Origin of the sequence: Klebsiella sp. GB_Kp056, from assembly GCF_040064755.1 — a bacterium.
Classification (GTDB): Bacteria; Pseudomonadota; Gammaproteobacteria; order Enterobacterales; family Enterobacteriaceae; genus Klebsiella; species Klebsiella quasipneumoniae.
The window spans coordinates 106,287-120,498 of sequence record NZ_JBEAJA010000037.1; the positions used below are offsets into that span (position 1 = coordinate 106,287).

General features: G+C 62.2%; 14 protein-coding genes. 6 read left to right on the forward strand and 8 right to left on the reverse strand.

Going from position 1 to position 14,212, the window contains the following annotated elements; all coding sequences use genetic code 11:
- Positions 1-3: 3 nt before the first annotated feature.
- From ABLV52_RS05055 to ltnD, 3 genes are read right to left on the reverse strand one after another with little or no spacing between them, the layout of a single operon-like run.
- A complete protein-coding gene (locus ABLV52_RS05055) occupies positions 4-624 on the reverse strand; it encodes an aldolase (RefSeq protein WP_023289601.1) in 621 nt (206 codons plus the stop codon).
- Complete coding sequence (otnK, locus tag ABLV52_RS05060; protein WP_348890097.1) at positions 617-1,882, reverse strand: 3-oxo-tetronate kinase; 1,266 nt, start codon at positions 1,880-1,882, stop codon at positions 617-619. Before otnK ends, ABLV52_RS05055 begins: the two co-directional genes overlap by 8 nt.
- Positions 1,883-1,893: 11 nt before the next feature.
- Positions 1,894-2,796 carry an L-threonate dehydrogenase gene (ltnD, locus tag ABLV52_RS05065; RefSeq protein ID WP_348890098.1) on the reverse strand — a complete coding sequence of 301 codons (903 nt, stop codon included), beginning with the start codon at positions 2,794-2,796 and terminating at the stop codon, positions 1,894-1,896.
- A gap of 261 nt (positions 2,797-3,057) precedes the next feature.
- Here ltnD and ABLV52_RS05070 point away from each other — a divergent pair, with 261 nt between their 5' ends.
- Positions 3,058-3,819, forward strand: a complete 762-nt coding sequence (locus ABLV52_RS05070) for a DeoR/GlpR family DNA-binding transcription regulator (protein ID WP_023289604.1) — start codon at positions 3,058-3,060, stop codon at positions 3,817-3,819.
- A 20-nt stretch (positions 3,820-3,839) separates the two neighbouring features.
- Here ABLV52_RS05070 and blaOKP read toward each other — a convergent pair whose 3' ends face one another.
- On the reverse strand, positions 3,840-4,700 hold the full coding sequence (gene blaOKP / locus ABLV52_RS05075; RefSeq protein WP_348890099.1) for an OKP family broad-spectrum class A beta-lactamase: 861 nt from the start codon (positions 4,698-4,700) through the stop codon (positions 3,840-3,842).
- Positions 4,701-4,881: 181 nt separating this feature from the next.
- On the opposite strand from blaOKP, the gene ABLV52_RS05080 reads away from it, so the two are divergent.
- From ABLV52_RS05080 to ABLV52_RS05090, 3 genes are all read left to right on the forward strand, one after another.
- A complete protein-coding gene (locus ABLV52_RS05080) occupies positions 4,882-5,013 on the forward strand; it encodes a hypothetical protein (RefSeq protein WP_258959434.1) in 132 nt (43 codons plus the stop codon).
- The gene (locus tag ABLV52_RS05085; protein ID WP_004205993.1) at positions 4,997-5,257 is read left to right on the forward strand and encodes a hypothetical protein; all 261 of its coding nucleotides are present in this window, start codon (positions 4,997-4,999) and stop codon (positions 5,255-5,257) included. The genes ABLV52_RS05080 and ABLV52_RS05085 overlap by 17 nt, the downstream gene beginning before the upstream one ends.
- Positions 5,258-5,341: 84 nt before the next feature.
- A complete protein-coding gene (locus ABLV52_RS05090) occupies positions 5,342-6,430 on the forward strand; it encodes an AAA family ATPase (RefSeq protein WP_023289607.1) in 1,089 nt (362 codons plus the stop codon).
- A gap of 29 nt (positions 6,431-6,459) precedes the next feature.
- Here ABLV52_RS05090 and ABLV52_RS05095 read toward each other — a convergent pair whose 3' ends face one another.
- Together ABLV52_RS05095 and ABLV52_RS05100 are read right to left on the reverse strand one after the other, a co-directional pair.
- Complete coding sequence (locus ABLV52_RS05095) at positions 6,460-7,725, reverse strand: MFS transporter (protein ID WP_023289608.1); 1,266 nt, start codon at positions 7,723-7,725, stop codon at positions 6,460-6,462.
- A gap of 54 nt (positions 7,726-7,779) precedes the next feature.
- A complete protein-coding gene (locus ABLV52_RS05100) occupies positions 7,780-10,887 on the reverse strand; it encodes a beta-galactosidase (RefSeq protein ID WP_348890101.1) in 3,108 nt (1,035 codons plus the stop codon).
- A 195-nt stretch (positions 10,888-11,082) separates the two neighbouring features.
- Between ABLV52_RS05100 and ABLV52_RS05105 the strand changes: the two genes are divergently transcribed.
- Positions 11,083-12,147 carry a LacI family DNA-binding transcriptional regulator gene (locus tag ABLV52_RS05105; protein WP_348890102.1) on the forward strand — a complete coding sequence of 355 codons (1,065 nt, stop codon included), beginning with the start codon at positions 11,083-11,085 and terminating at the stop codon, positions 12,145-12,147.
- Positions 12,148-12,411: 264 nt separating this feature from the next.
- Entirely contained in the window at positions 12,412-12,852 is a 441-nt protein-coding gene (locus tag ABLV52_RS05110; RefSeq protein ID WP_023289611.1) for a GNAT family N-acetyltransferase, read from the forward strand.
- A 54-nt stretch (positions 12,853-12,906) separates the two neighbouring features.
- Here ABLV52_RS05110 and ABLV52_RS05115 read toward each other — a convergent pair whose 3' ends face one another.
- Positions 12,907-13,122, reverse strand: coding sequence for a DUF4177 domain-containing protein (locus tag ABLV52_RS05115; protein WP_004205985.1), 216 nt, complete (start codon positions 13,120-13,122; stop codon positions 12,907-12,909).
- Positions 13,091-14,188, reverse strand: coding sequence for a transcriptional regulator FtrA (ftrA, locus tag ABLV52_RS05120; protein ID WP_182962003.1), 1,098 nt, complete (start codon positions 14,186-14,188; stop codon positions 13,091-13,093). Before ftrA ends, ABLV52_RS05115 begins: the two co-directional genes overlap by 32 nt.
- Positions 14,189-14,212: the final 24 nt, after the last annotated feature.

Consider the following 14,212-nt stretch of genomic DNA (forward strand, 5'->3'; position numbering starts at 1 on the left):
GTTTTATCTCAGTTCATCCACTTCGTCAGCGGTCAGGTAACGGATCTCGCGATTGCCGAGGGTAAACATCAGCCGCGCGGTCTCTTCCAGCTCTTCGGTATTATTGGTGGCTTCGCGCAGCGATGAGCCAGTGACCACCGGACCATGGTTGGCCAGTAAAAAGGCGTTATAGCGCGGCGCCAGGCCGGCCAGCGCCTCGGCAATGCGGTCGTCGCCCGGTCGGTAGTAGGGAACCACCGGGACGTCGCCGACCCGCATCACCACGTAGGGAGTAAAGGGGCGAATGCAATTCTGCGGATCGAGCCCCTGCAGGCAGGAGAGCGCGGTCAGATAGTGGCTATGCAAGTGGACGATCGCCTTGCAGGCCGGGTTATGCAAATAGACCGCCCGGTGAAAAGCGATCTCTTTCGACGGTTTGTCGCCGGCGATCCATTCGCCTTGCAGGGTGACCACCGACAACCGCTGGGCCTGCAGCTCGCCCAGGCAGGAGCCGGTCGGCGTCGCCAGCAGGTTGCCGTCCGGCAGCAGGAGCGACAGATTGCCGGCGGAGCCGGTGGCATAACCGCGGTTAAACAACGAGGCGCCAATCTGCACCATCTCATCTCGCAGCTGTTGCTCAGTCATGACAAAACTCCTGCTGGGCACGGGCAAAGAACTGGATATCGCCGAAATTACCTGACTTCAGCGCCAGGGAGAGCGGCTGGCGGGTGTCACGCACCCAGGGAACCCCAGGGGAGATCGTCGGCCCGATATGGAACGCCTCGACCCCCAGCGTCTGCGCCACGATGCTCGACGTTTCCCCTCCGGCCACAATAAACCGGGTGAATCCTTTCTCCTTCAGCGCGGCGGCGAGGGCGGCGAACAGCTGTTCGATCCGTTCGCTGCTGGCCTTGTCGCCATACTGCGCCTGGATCCGCTGCAGCGTTTGCGGCTCAGTCGTGGCATAGACCATCGGCGCCAGCGGCGAATCGCGGTTTGCGTCCACCCAGGCCGCCAGCGTCCCGGCATAGCCCTCCAGATCGGTAAAGCAGGCGCTTAAGTCGACGGCGCGGGCGGGAGCCTGTTCACGATAGGCCGCCACCTGGCTGTTGGTCATCAGCGAACAGGAGCCCGAGAGCACTACCGCCGGGCCGGGCAGCGGCATGCCCGCCTGGGATCCTTCACCCTGGGTTCCGTGGCGCTGCGCCCAGTCGCGGGCGAAGCCGATGGCGAGACCAGAGCCGCCGGAGACCAGCTTCATCTCCCGCAGCGCCGCCCCCTGGGTCAGCAAATGCTGTTCACTGAGGGCGTCGAGCACCACATAGCGCACCGCCGGGTCGCTGATTGCCGCCAGCGCTGCAGCGACCGCCTCCGGCCCCTGATCGATAATCGGCCAGGCGATCAGCGCCGCTTTTCCGCCGCCCTGGCGCTCGATTAAGCGGCCCAGGTGGGCATCCTCCATCGGCGTCACCGGATGGTGGCGCATCCCGGACTCATTGAGTAACTGCTGGCCGACAAACAGATACCCCTGATAGACCGTGCGGCCGTTTACCGGCAGCGCCGGGGAAATCACCGTCCGGGTCTCGCCCAGCTCTGCCAGTAGAGCATCCAGTACCGGGCCAATGTTGCCCTGCGCGGTGCTGTCGAACGTGGAACAATACTTAAAATAAAATTGCTGACAGCCCCGGGCCTGCAGCCAGCGCAGGGCCGCCAGCGACTGGCTGACGGCGGTTTCCACCGGGCAGGAGCGCGTTTTCAGGCTGATCACCACCGCTTCGCTGGTCAGCGGCAGTTCGTGGGGCGGTACGCCGTTTAGCTGCACCGTCGGCATGCCATTGCGTACGAGGAAGCTGGCAATATCCGTGGCGCCGGTAAAGTCATCGGCAATGACACCAAGCTGCATCTTGTCTCTCCTCACTGTTTATGGCCCGGCAGGGTAATGCCGTTGAAGATCTTGATCACCGCGCTGTCATCTTCCCGGCCGAATCCGGCGTTGCTGGCGGAGGTGAACATATTCAGCGCGGTGGTGGCGAGCGGCAGCGGGAAGGCCAGCGCCCGGGCGGTGTCATTCACCAGGCCGAGATCTTTGACAAAAATATCGACGGCGGATTTTGGCGAGTAATCGCCATCCAGGACGTGCTGCATACGATTCTCAAACATCCACGAATTACCCGCCGCGTGGGTCACCACGTCGTACATCGTCTCCAGCGGGATGCCGGCGCGGGCGGCGAGGGCCATCGCTTCGGCGGCGACGGCGATATGCACCCCGGCCAGCAGCTGATGGATGATTTTTACCGTCGAACCGAGGCCAATGTCGCTCCCGATGCGATAGACTTTGCCGGCCACCGCGTCCAGCACTGGCGCGAGGCGGGCGAAGACGGCATCGCTCCCGGAGGCCATCACCGTCATGTCGCCGGCGGCCGCTTTCACCGCGCCGCCCGATACCGGCGCGTCGAGCATCAATAGCTGATATTCCGCCAGCGCCGCGGCAATCGCCTGGGCATCGGCGGAGGCGATGGTTGACGACACCATCACCGCGGTACCCGGCTTCAGATGGGCGGCGAGGCCGCTCTCGCCGAACAGGATCCCTCGAACCTGGGCGGCATTGACCACCAGCAGCACGACCGCATCCAGTTCAGCGGCGAAAGGCACCGCGCTGGGGCCTGCGCCTTTGGCGCCCGACTCCAGCAGCGCGCGGCAGTTGTCGGGATTGATGTCCACCCCCCAGGTGTTCAGGCCCGCCTGCAGGCAGGCGCGTGCGGCGCCCATGCCCATCGAACCCAGTCCAATCACGCAGACGTTAGTGTGTGCAGTCATGCCGGTCTCCTTGTGAATATTCGTTAATTAATGTGATTTAATGATAGAATAAAGCGTTGTCATGTGAAATTATGTGAGAGTTATCACGAATAACCCACATGAATATAAAAAATTCACAGACGGAAAGTGGCTGCGCGACGGCGATTCTTGCCCTAAAATAGCGTAAAAACAGCGGTAAAGCAGCGATAACAGCACAGGGGATCTTCAGGTTCCCGGCGTGAGTGGTAAGCTCTGGTGTGAAAAAATGGTAAGGGGAGAGCGGTGATTCCAATAGAACGTCATCAGCGTATTTTAGCCCTGGTGGAGCAGCGTGGGGCGGTGAGCATTAATGAGCTGACGGAGATCCTCGGCGTGTCCCATATGACTATCCGTCGCGACGTCAGTAAGCTGGAAGAACAGGGGCTGCTGGTCAGCGTCTCGGGCGGCGTGCGCGCCGTCAGCCGGCTGGCCGCAGAGCCCAGTCATCTGGTGAAAAGCACACTACAGAGTGAAGAGAAACAGGCCATCGGCGCGCTGGCGGCCAGTCACATCGCCAAAAACAGCTGCATCTATCTCGATGCCGGCACCACCACCCTGGCGCTGGCGCGGGCGATCCTCGACCGGGACGACCTGCAGGTGGTCACCAATGATTTTGAGATAACCCAGCTGCTGATCGATGCCAGCCAGTGCGGCGTGATCCACACCGGCGGCACCCTGTGCCGGGAGAACCGCTCCTGCGTCGGCGAGTCGGCGGCGCGGACCTTGCGCCACCTGGCTATCGATACGGCCTTTATCTCCGCCAGCGGCTGGGACAGCCGCGGGATTTTCACCCCTGATGAGAACAAGGTCACCGTCAAGGAGACCGTCAGCCAGGTCAGCGCCAGAAGCATCCTGCTGTGCGACAGTTCGAAATACAATCAGGTGGCCACGTTTATGGCGTTACCCTTGACCCGCTTTACCACCATCATTACCGACCGGCATCTCTCCGATGCAGCCGCCACACATATCGCCCGGCACGCTTGCGAGGTGCTGCGCGCCGGGTAAGGCGCGCGACCTTCGCCGGGCTAGCGCTGCCAGTGCTCGATCAGCGCCGCGCCTATTCTGGCGATCTGCTGGTTACGCTCGGCCATGGTCGCCGGCGTATCCCGCAGATAGATCACCACGATGCGCTCCGCTTTGCCATTCGGGCCGAGCAGGGCGACAATGCCGCGTGAGCCCCGCTCGCCGGCCCCTGTTTTATCGGCGATAAACCAGCCCGCCGGCAGCACGGCGCGGATCAGCGGACCGGCCACCTGGTCGTCCACCATCCACTGCAGCAGCTGCTGCTGCGAACGGGCGCTCAGCGCGTGGCTGGTTAGCAGCTTGCGCAGGGTGGCGGCCATGCTGGCTGGGGTGGTGGTGTCGCGCACGTCGCCGGGAAGCGCCTCATTGAGCTCCGTTTCCCAGCGGTCAAGGCGGGTGACGTTGTCACCGATCTGGCGCAGAAAAGCGGTCAATCCCGCGGGGCCGCCAACGCTCTTCAACAGCAGATTGCCGGCGCTGTTGTCGCTCATGGTGATGGCGGCGGCGCAGAGTTCGCCAACGGTCATCCCGTCGGCAAGGTGTTTTTCGCTGACCGGGGAGTAGTCCACAAGATCCTGCTGGCGGTAGCGGATCCGCCGATCCAGCTGTTCGTCTCCGGCATCCACCCGGGCCAGCACCGCGCCGCAGAGCAGCACTTTAAAGGTGCTCATCAGCGGAAAGCGCTCACTGGCGCGCCAGGCGGCCAGCGTGCGGCCGCTGGCCAGATCCATTTCCACATAGCCCACGTGGCCCGCCAGCTGACTTTCGCTGCGTGTAATTTGCTCAAGCGGCGGAGGGCTGGCGAATACCGCCAGTGGCAGGGCGGCAATCAGGGAGATAAGGCACAGGCGAACATAACGCATAACCGCAATACTTCCTTGAATCAGGGCCATTAAAGGCGAGTAGAGGAGTGATAAAATAGAATAACCTGGCGTTTTGCTGATTCACAATTCCTCTTTTTTCCTTCATCATTTGTCATCTTTTATTTCGAATAATCAATATTTAGCTCAGCCTAAGCACGCTATTTTTTGACTCAAGGCCGCAATGAACTATAAGAAAGTACTTAAGACCGCACTCTGGCTGGCGCCGCTGATTGCTGACGATACGCCCGCCGCGCTGCGCGGTTTGCCAATGATCTATGCCATCCCGGGAGGAACTGGTGCACCCGATAATTAAGGTCATGCTGGTGGGCGGTAAGGCGGATGGACTGCTGGTCAGCGTCGCCGACGATGCGACCGAGGTCTCAGTGACGCCTGCGCAATACGGTGCGCCGTCCGGCCAGCCGCTCAGCTATCGTATCGTGAGTCAAACCATTGACGATGAACGCTATTTCTTTGGCGTTTTCAGTGATGCCCATCAGGATAGCGACAAGCTGACGCGGGTGGCGCTGACCCGCGGAATGAAAAAAATGTTCTGTTAAACCCGGTCGGAGAGAGGGGGCGATAGTATCCCTGCCGCGGCTTTGCTACTGTGGCAGCCTTCTCTCTCCGGGCCAGGACGCATCATGATTCAGTACATCCGTATTCAAAACTTTCGCTCAGTCAGGGATATCGCGCTGGAGCTGGGGCCGCTGAACATTGTCTTCGGCCCTAACGGCTGCGGCAAATCCAATATTTACAACGCTATCCATCTGTTGACCGCGGCTGCCGACGGCAGGCTGTCGGGATTTATCAGCGAAGAGGGGGGCCTTGAAAATATGATGTGGTCCGGAGATCGTTCTCCCCTCGATCGCCATCCCCGCCGGCTGCAAATCGCCTGTCGGACGGAGAGCTTTGATTATGAACTGCAGGTTGGTTTCCCGGAAAAATTGCCCTATCCGACGCAGTTCATGCTCGATCCCATCGTCAAAGAAGAGAACATCTGGCTGGCGGGCTATTCCCGTCGGCCTTCCTCCCGCGTACTGCAGCGTAAGAATCAGGCGGCATTCCTCGTCGATGTCGCCGGGGAGAAAAGCACCTTCACCGAGAGTATTTATGAAAACGAGTCGGTGTTCGGTCAGCTTGGCGAGCCGCACCGTTTTCCTGAGGTGTCGCGGGTGCGCGAGACCCTGCGCCGCTGGCGGTTTTACCATGAATTCGCTATCGGCCGCCACTCACCGCTGCGCCAGCCGGCCGTCGGCTACCGTTCGCCGGTGCTCGACAGCGACGGCCATAATCTGGCGGCCGCCTTTCAGACCATTGTCGAGATCGGCGCGGAGGAGATTTTGCACGAGATCCTCGCCGACGCCTTTCCCGGCTGCCAGTTTTACTGTGAAAACGAGCACTCGCGTTTCGCGCTGAAAATGCGCCGGGAGGGGATCCGCCGCCCGCTGCTGGCGGCGGAGATGTCCGACGGCACGCTGCGTTTTCTCTGCCTCGCCGTCGCGCTGCTCAGCCCGCGCCCGCCGGCCTTTCTGGCGATCAATGAACCGGAGAACAGCCTGCATCGCGACATGCTCCCGGCGTTGGCCAGGCTGATCGTCGAGGCCTCCCGCTACAGCCAGATCTGGCTGACCAGCCACTCGGCAGAGCTGGCGGATCTTATCGCCGCCGGGGCTGCCTGCCAGCGCTATGCGCTGGAGAATAGCGGCGGAGAGACGCGCATTGTGGAGTGAACCCCGTCATCCCTGACGGGCGCGCCCGGTCAGGCGGGGGTCTGCGTCTCCGCTGCCGGCAGCAGGCTTTTGCCGCCGCGTAAGGTGATGAACGAGAGCAGGGTAAAGCTCAGGGTGATGCAGCCGAGGATCAGATAGGCCTGATGGAAGCCGACGGTGTCGTACATCCGGCCCACCCAGGCGGAAAGTACCACCCCGGACAGCTGTTTTGACAGGTTAAAGCCGATCAGAAACAGGGTGGCCGAGAGCCGCGGGTTAAAGGCGGAGGAGATATATTTAAAGGTCCCGACCAGCAGGAAGGGGATCTCAAACATATGCAGCATCTTGAGGATCACCACCTCCACCGCCGATGAGGCAAAAGACGACCCGAGAATACGCACCGACATGATCATCCCCGCGGTCAGCAGGGCGTTTTTGGCCCCGATACGGTTAACGATGGCCGGGGCGCAGAACATGATCACGGCATTGAGCAGCTCGCCACCGGTGGTGACGAAGCCAAACACTTCGGTACCGCGCTGCGGACTGGCGAAGAAGCTTTTGAAAAAGTTAGCAAATTGCTGGTCAAACACGTCGTAGACGCTGGCGACCCCCACCACATAGACGATAAAGCCCCAGAAGCGCGGCATACGCAGCAGCTCTGCCGCCGTGCGCAGCGAAAAGGCCTGGCGATTGGCCCCGAGCGCCTCGATAACCTGGGCGCTGTTGCTGCTTTCCGGGCGCGACAGCCAGAGCAGAAGACCCAGCACCAGCGCAAAGCCGGAGGCGATCCAGAAGGTAATATTGGGGTCGATGCCGAACAGCACGCCGGTTATCGAGGCGCACAGCGCCCAGCCGACGCAGCCAGCGACCCGCACTTTGCCATATTCAAAGCGGTTTGCCCGGCTGACGCGCTCGATATAGGCTTCCACCGCCCCGGAGCCGCTGGAGAAAACAATCCCCAGGTAGATCCCGCCCACCAGCGAACCGGCGATAATATTCATCTGCAGCAGCGGGGAGAAAACGAAAATAAAGAACGGCGCGAACAGAATTAACAGCACCGTAATAGTCCACAGCAGATGTTTGCGCAGGCCGAGCTTATCCGACATTAAACCAAATACCGGCTGAAAAATAATCGCGAACAACGAGATGGAGGAGAAGACGATCCCGGTTTCCGTTTTGGTTAAATGGTTAACGTCCGCCAGCCACACCGGGAAAAACGGAAAATAGGCCGACATAATGAAATAGTAAAAGAAAAAGAACAGCAGGAAATAGACAAAATTATGCCGTTCTCGCGGCGCCAGTTCAGAGAATTTCATCACCATGATCCCTTGTTATTCTGTTTGTAGGGTGGGGGCTGCCGCCCCCACGGATTAAAGGCAACGCAATGAGACCTCGTACTGCCAGCGCGTTTGGGTCAGGAGCCACTGCGGCAGCACGCTTGGGGTCCAGGAGTCATCGCCTCCCACCCCCATATGCAGGCCGTCAAGGGTGATCCACACGCCGTCTTCGGCCTCCATCTTGTGCCAGTGGTCGGTCTCCATCAGCTGACGGGTGCTCCACGGCTGAACGGAGAAGTGGAAATGACCGCTGACGTGCCAGCGTCCCCAGTCCAGCGCCTGAGTATCACAGCGCAGGCCGTTTTCCGTCGGGAAGATGTAGGGGGTGGTCATCGCCGCCAGCGGCTGCTCCCAGCGGGCGAAGCAGGCGCTGCTCCGCCGGTCGGGGTAGTTCTCATGCGGCCCCAGCCCCAGCCAGCTCACCGGCGCCTGCTGATCCGCCACCTGGAAGTGCAGCCCGACCCGCGGCAGCGGCGGCAGCGTTTCCGCGCGCTCGCCGTCCACCGCCAGCCGCACCGTTCCGTCCGCGGTAAAGCGCAGGCGCCAGTGGCTGACAATCACCACCTCGTCGCCGCGCAGGTAGTGCCAGCGGCTGTCGACAAGGGTCTCATTCGCCAGACGCTGGGCGTCGCACTGCACGCAGCGTGCCTCAAGGTCGAACAGGCCGGCGCTTTTCCAGCGCTCCACCCAGGCGTTGGGGTCGATGCGCTCCACTTCGCTGACCCCGATGTCGTTGTCGAGCGGCGCACGGATAAACTGATCCCGCAGGGGGGTCAGCAGCTGCTCCTGACCGGCAACCGACCAGCCACTCAGCAAACCGGTCCGGCGATCGACGGTCCAGCACTGCGTGCCGGCGCGGATCTGCCAGGCCTCATCGCTGACGATAAGATCCGGGGCGCCGGCTGGCACCGTGGGCGCAGGCAGCGCCAGCGGCGCCGGCAGGGGATATTGCTGCCAGGCGACGCGATGATCCGCCGGGGACCAGGCTGTCGCCTGGGGCTGGACCACCTCCAGCGTCAGCCACACGGCGCGGGCGCCTGGCGGCAGGATCAGACTGTCGAGCAGCGTTATCTCGTCGCTGCCCTCAGGAGGGAGCGCCAGCGTCAGGTTGCCGTGGTACAAGGTTTCACCGGCCGCCTGCACCTGCCAGCGCAGCGCTTCGTTATCGGTCTGGCGGAACAGGTATTCGCTGGCGATGCGCACCCGCAGCGGCGAGGTTGACAGCAGGGCGAACTGGAAATACTGCTGGGCGTGCTTCGCCTCGACCAGCGACGGATGCGGCGTGCGATCGGGGAACACCAGACCGTTCATACAGAACTGGCGATCGTTCGGCTTATCGCCAAAGTCGCCGCCGTAGGCCCAGCCGACGCTGCCGTCGTCAAAGATTTTGCGGATCGCCTGGTCGGCCCAGTCCCAGATAAACCCGCCCTGCAGCCGTGGATACTCGCGGAAGGCCTGCCAGTAATCGGCGAAGTTGCCGAGGCTGTTGCCCATCGCGTGGGCGTACTCGCAGAGGATCAGCGGCCGCTGCTCACCGGGCAGGCTGATCCATTTTTTGATCCCCCACTTCGGTACCGCCGGGATCGGCTGGTCGCGTTCGACGCGGGCGTACATCGGACAGATAATATCGGTGGCGGTGGTATCCGCGCCGCCGCCCTCGTACTGCACCGGACGGGTCGGGTCGTTACGCTTCAGCCAGTGGTACAGCGCTTCGTGGTTGCCGCCGCCGCCGGATTCGTTGCCCAGCGACCAGATGATAATGCACGGATGGTTGCGGTTGCTCTGTACCATCCGGGTGACGCGGGCGCTGAAGGCTGGCAGCCACGCCGGATCGTCTGACAGCCGATTCATCGGCACCATGCCGTGGGTTTCAATATTGGCTTCATCGACCACGTACAGACCGTAGCGGTTGCACAGCTCATACCAGTGCGGGGCGTTGGGGTAGTGCGAGCAGCGGACGGCGTTAAAGTTGTTCTGCTTCATCAACAGAATGTCCTGCACCATATCCGCCTCGCTGACCACCTGACCGCGTAAATGGTGGTGTTCATGGCGGTTAACGCCGCGGATCAGCAGCGGTTTGCCGTTAAGGCGCAGCAGGCCGTCGGCGATCTCGATGCGGCGAAAACCGATATCCCACGCCTCTGCCTCCAGCAATGCCTCGCCGCGCCACAGGGTGACCACCGCCCGGTAGCAATCCGGGGTTTCCGCGCTCCAGTGCGCCGGCGCCGCCACCGCCAGGGAGAAATCGACCCGTTCGGCGTAACGGCCGCGCTCATCCACCGTCGGGGTGCCTAACGGCTGACGGTGGGCAACGACAGGCTGCTCGCCGCGCCACAGGCTAACCCCGACGCTGAGCCCGGCAAGCGCCGCTTCTGTCGCCTCGACGGTCGCCTGGACCTGCAGAGCGCCGTCGCGGCAGAGGGCGTCAAGGGTCGGCGTCAGCTGGACGTCGCTCAGCCGCTGGTGCGGCTTATTCAGTAGCCACACCGAGCGGAAAATACCGCTCATCCGCCACATATCCTGGTCTTCCAGCCAGCTGCCGGCACTCCAGCGCATGACCATCACGCACAGGCGGTTGTCGCCCGGACGCAGAAAGGGGCTGAGATCGAACGCCGCCGGCAGGCGGCTGTCCTGGGAGTAACCGACCCAGGCGCCGTTGCACCAGAGATGAAAGGCCGAGTTAACGCCGTCGAAAATAATCTGCGTCTGCCCGTCCGCGCGCCAGGCGTCATCGATCGCAACGTGCAGGGAGTAACAGCCGGTTGGGTTATCCTCCGGCACCCGCGGCGGGGTGGTGTCAATGGGGTAGCGGACGTTGGTGTAGATCGGCGCGTCATAGCCCTCCATCTGCCAGTTGGAGGGCACCGGCGTGCCGCGGCTGCCCGGCAGGTCCTGCGTCAGCCACTGCGCATCGACGGCAAACGGGCTGCGGGCGTAAGCAAATTGCCACTCGCCGTCCAGCTGACGACGATGGGGCGAAGGATGATTATCGCGGGCGGCAAGCTCATCGCGCCAGCTGGCGAACGCGGGATGGGCCGGCAGGCGGTTGAGATGGGTAATGGTCTGGTTCTGCCAGTCTTCGCGGGCGAGGACGGCGTGGAAGTCAGGCGCGTGGCGGCGACTGGTATCGCTTATTGGCATAGTAATCCCCGGCAAGTCAGAAAATGTCGATCGCTAAACAGGATGAAGAACGTTATCGGGTAATTTGTTTTTTCCAGCAACGACGGCGGAAATGAAATTAACAGACGATCACGAAAGCGGGGGTAATACGCTGTTTTTTGTCGTGCGTTAAACATAAAATGTTAGCGCACGACATTTTGTCGATGAGGAGAAACTATGCCGCGTCGTACCGCAACCCTGGAGGATGTCGCCCGCGCGGCGGGCGTCTCCCAACAGACGGTCTCCCGGGTCCTGAACCGTCCGGAAGTGGTGTCAGCCCGCACCCGCGAGCAGGTGATCCGCGCAATGCAGACGCTGCACTACGTGCCTAACCGCTCGGCGCAGCTGCTCGCCGGCAAAGCGGCGCCCTCCATTGGGCTGATTACCGCCTCGCTGACCCTGCATGCCCCCTCGCAGATCGCCGCCGCGGTAAAGAGCCATGCCAGCCTGCACCAGCTGGAGGTGGCGATAGCGATGCCAGCGCAGGCCGACTTCGCCGCGCTGCAGGCCCGGCTGGACGAACTGCGCGCCCAGCATATTCGCGGGGTGATCGTCAGCCTGCCGCTGGAGAACGCCACCGCCGAGCGGCTGGTTAAAGAGAACCCGGATATGGCCTGCCTGTTTCTTGACGTCTCCCCGGAGGCCGATGTCTGCTGCGTGCGCTTCGACCATCGCGACGGCTGCGGAGCCTGCGTGCGCCATCTGTGGGAGCTCGGGCATCGCGAATTCGGCCTGCTGGCGGGGCCGGAAAGTTCGGTTTCCGCCCGTCTGCGTCTCGCCAGCTGGCGCGAGGCGCTGCACAGCCTGAACATTGCCCGTTCAACCACGGTGTTCGGTGACTGGAGCGCCGCCAGCGGCTGGCAGAAAACCTTCGAACTGCTGCACCTCCAGCCGCGGATCAGCGCCATTGTGGTGGCCAACGATCAGATGGCGCTCGGGGTACTCAGCGCGCTGGCCCAGCTCAATCGCAGCGGCAGCCAGGCGGTGTCGGTGACCGGCTATGACGACACCGCTGACAGTCTCTACTTTCAGCCGCCGCTCACCACGGTGGCGCAGGACTTTGATCTGCTGGGCAAACGGGCCGTGGAGCGGCTGATTGCTCTGATGGCGGCCCCGCAGATGCGGATCCGCGAGCTGCTGCCGACCCGGCTCATCGTGCGCCAATCGGCGTGGCCGCTCGCCGCCGCGGAGGACCGGCAGCAGACCCTGGCGCAGCTGAAAGCGTTGGTGGAGAAGCTTTAGCCGCAGGCCGTTGAGGATTTATTGAGGTTGACCATGCTAACCTCGGGATCAAACGTAGAGAGGTCAGGATCCTCTGCCTGCGAAAAATGCAAAATACAATCTATCCATGCAAGCATTGATTTACCGCCAGTCACATGGCGGTTTTTTTTTGCCTCACTCCCGTTTTCCGCGTTCTTTCGTTGGTTTTTTCGCCTGGCATCCCCGGCGGCGGCATGCTACATCTTTCTTCCGGGATAGATGCCGAACACGGCGGGAGACAAGGTCATGATGGTGATTGAGGGCAAAGAGGCGATTGCGCGGGTAGACTGGCGGCGGGTGCGGACCATCGTCGCCGAGGCCGGGCTGAATGAACGTGATGTTCAGCAATTGGAGCAGGCGTTTCGCCAGAGCACCTTTTGCTGGTTCGGCTATGAAAACGGTCAGCTAATTGCCGTGGCGCGCGCCATCAGCGACTGCACCTGGAGCAGCTACTTGTCGGATGTGGCGATCGTCCCCGACCGACAGGGGCAGGGTTACGGACAACAGCTGATGCTGGCGGTCCGGGAGCAGCTGCTGCCCTTTGGCAAAATTTTTATCTATGCGGTGGCCGATAAAATCGCGTTCTATCAGCGTTTTGGTTTTGCCATGCTGACCACCGGGATGGTCTGCGCTGGCGAGGAGGGCATGCGCAAAATGCACGAGCAGGGCTATATTCGCCAGCCCTGAGCGCGGATGCCGGGCAACGCCTGGCTTAAGCGTGTAAACCAGGCGCAGGCTCCGTCAGAGGGGCCTTTCAAGCACAAACAGATACGCTTCCCGCGACCAGAACAGGGCGGTACGGCGGCGCTCCACCGACATGGTTTTTACCTCCCAGCCCTCGCGGGTATAGCTGCTGAGAAACTGGCTCATTTTGTCAGGGTCGGCTTTGGCTTCGCCAAAAAACAGGCTGCCCAGCAGGCCCTCTTTATAGATCACTACCCGACACTCTTTCTTCATCATCGACCATCCTGGCGACCGGTTTACTGTGGCCGTCTATTGTCCGTGGCTGCGAGGATTTTGCAATCGGAGAAGTAGCAAACTGTTTACGGTACTGCAGCGGGCTTAGCGCGAAGCGCAGGCGAAAATGGTGGCGCAGGGTGCCAGCGCTGGCAAATCCGCAGCGCTCAGCGATTTGGTCGATGCCCATCGTGCTCTCCGTCAGGTGCTGACGGGCGCGCAGCAGACGCTCCTCCAGCAGCCAGCGGGCGGGGGTTTTACCAGTGGCCTCTTCAAAGCGGCGCAAAAAGGTGCGCGTCCCCATGCCGGCGCGCTGCGCGAGGGAGGCGACGGTGTGGCTGGCGGCGAGATGCTGGTGCAGATAATCAAACAGCTGGCCAAGGCGCAGGCTCTCCCGGCTGCGGGCCACCGGACGCAGGACCTGCTGCGCCTGACCGCCATCGCGATGGGGAGAGACCACCAGGCGGCGAGCGACCACATTCGCTGCCTCGCTGCCGAAATCCTCGCGCACCAGATGCAGACAGAGGTCGATCCCCGCCGCGCTGCCGGCGGACGTCATCAGCAAATCATCGCCCACGTAAAGGACATCCTCCACCACCTGGATCTGCGGAAAACGGGACTGCAGCGCCGCGGTGTAGCGCCAGTGGGTTGTCGCCTGGCGGCCATTGAGCAGCCCGGCGGCGGCGAGAACGAACACTCCGGAACAGATGGAGATTATTCGGCATCCGCGGGCGTGAGCGGCGGCCAGGGCGGCGCACAGCGCTTCGGGGACCGGGGCGTCGATGCCGCGCCAGCCCGGGACCACGATGGTCTGCGCCTGGGCGAGAAGCTCAGGGCCGCCGTCGGTCATCAGGCGGAACCCGCCGGTGGCTCTCAGAGGCCCTTCATCGACGGCGGCGACGGCGAACTGGTACCAACGCTCGCCCATTTCCGGGCGCGGCAGGCCGAAGATCTCCACGGCCACGCCAAACTCAAACGTGCACAGGCCATCGTAGGCGAGGACCACCACGCGGTGAGGTGACAGTGTCACCGAAGGGGTTGTCAGGATGTTAGCGTTTTCTGTCATGGTTGCCGGCAGATAAGGGTGATG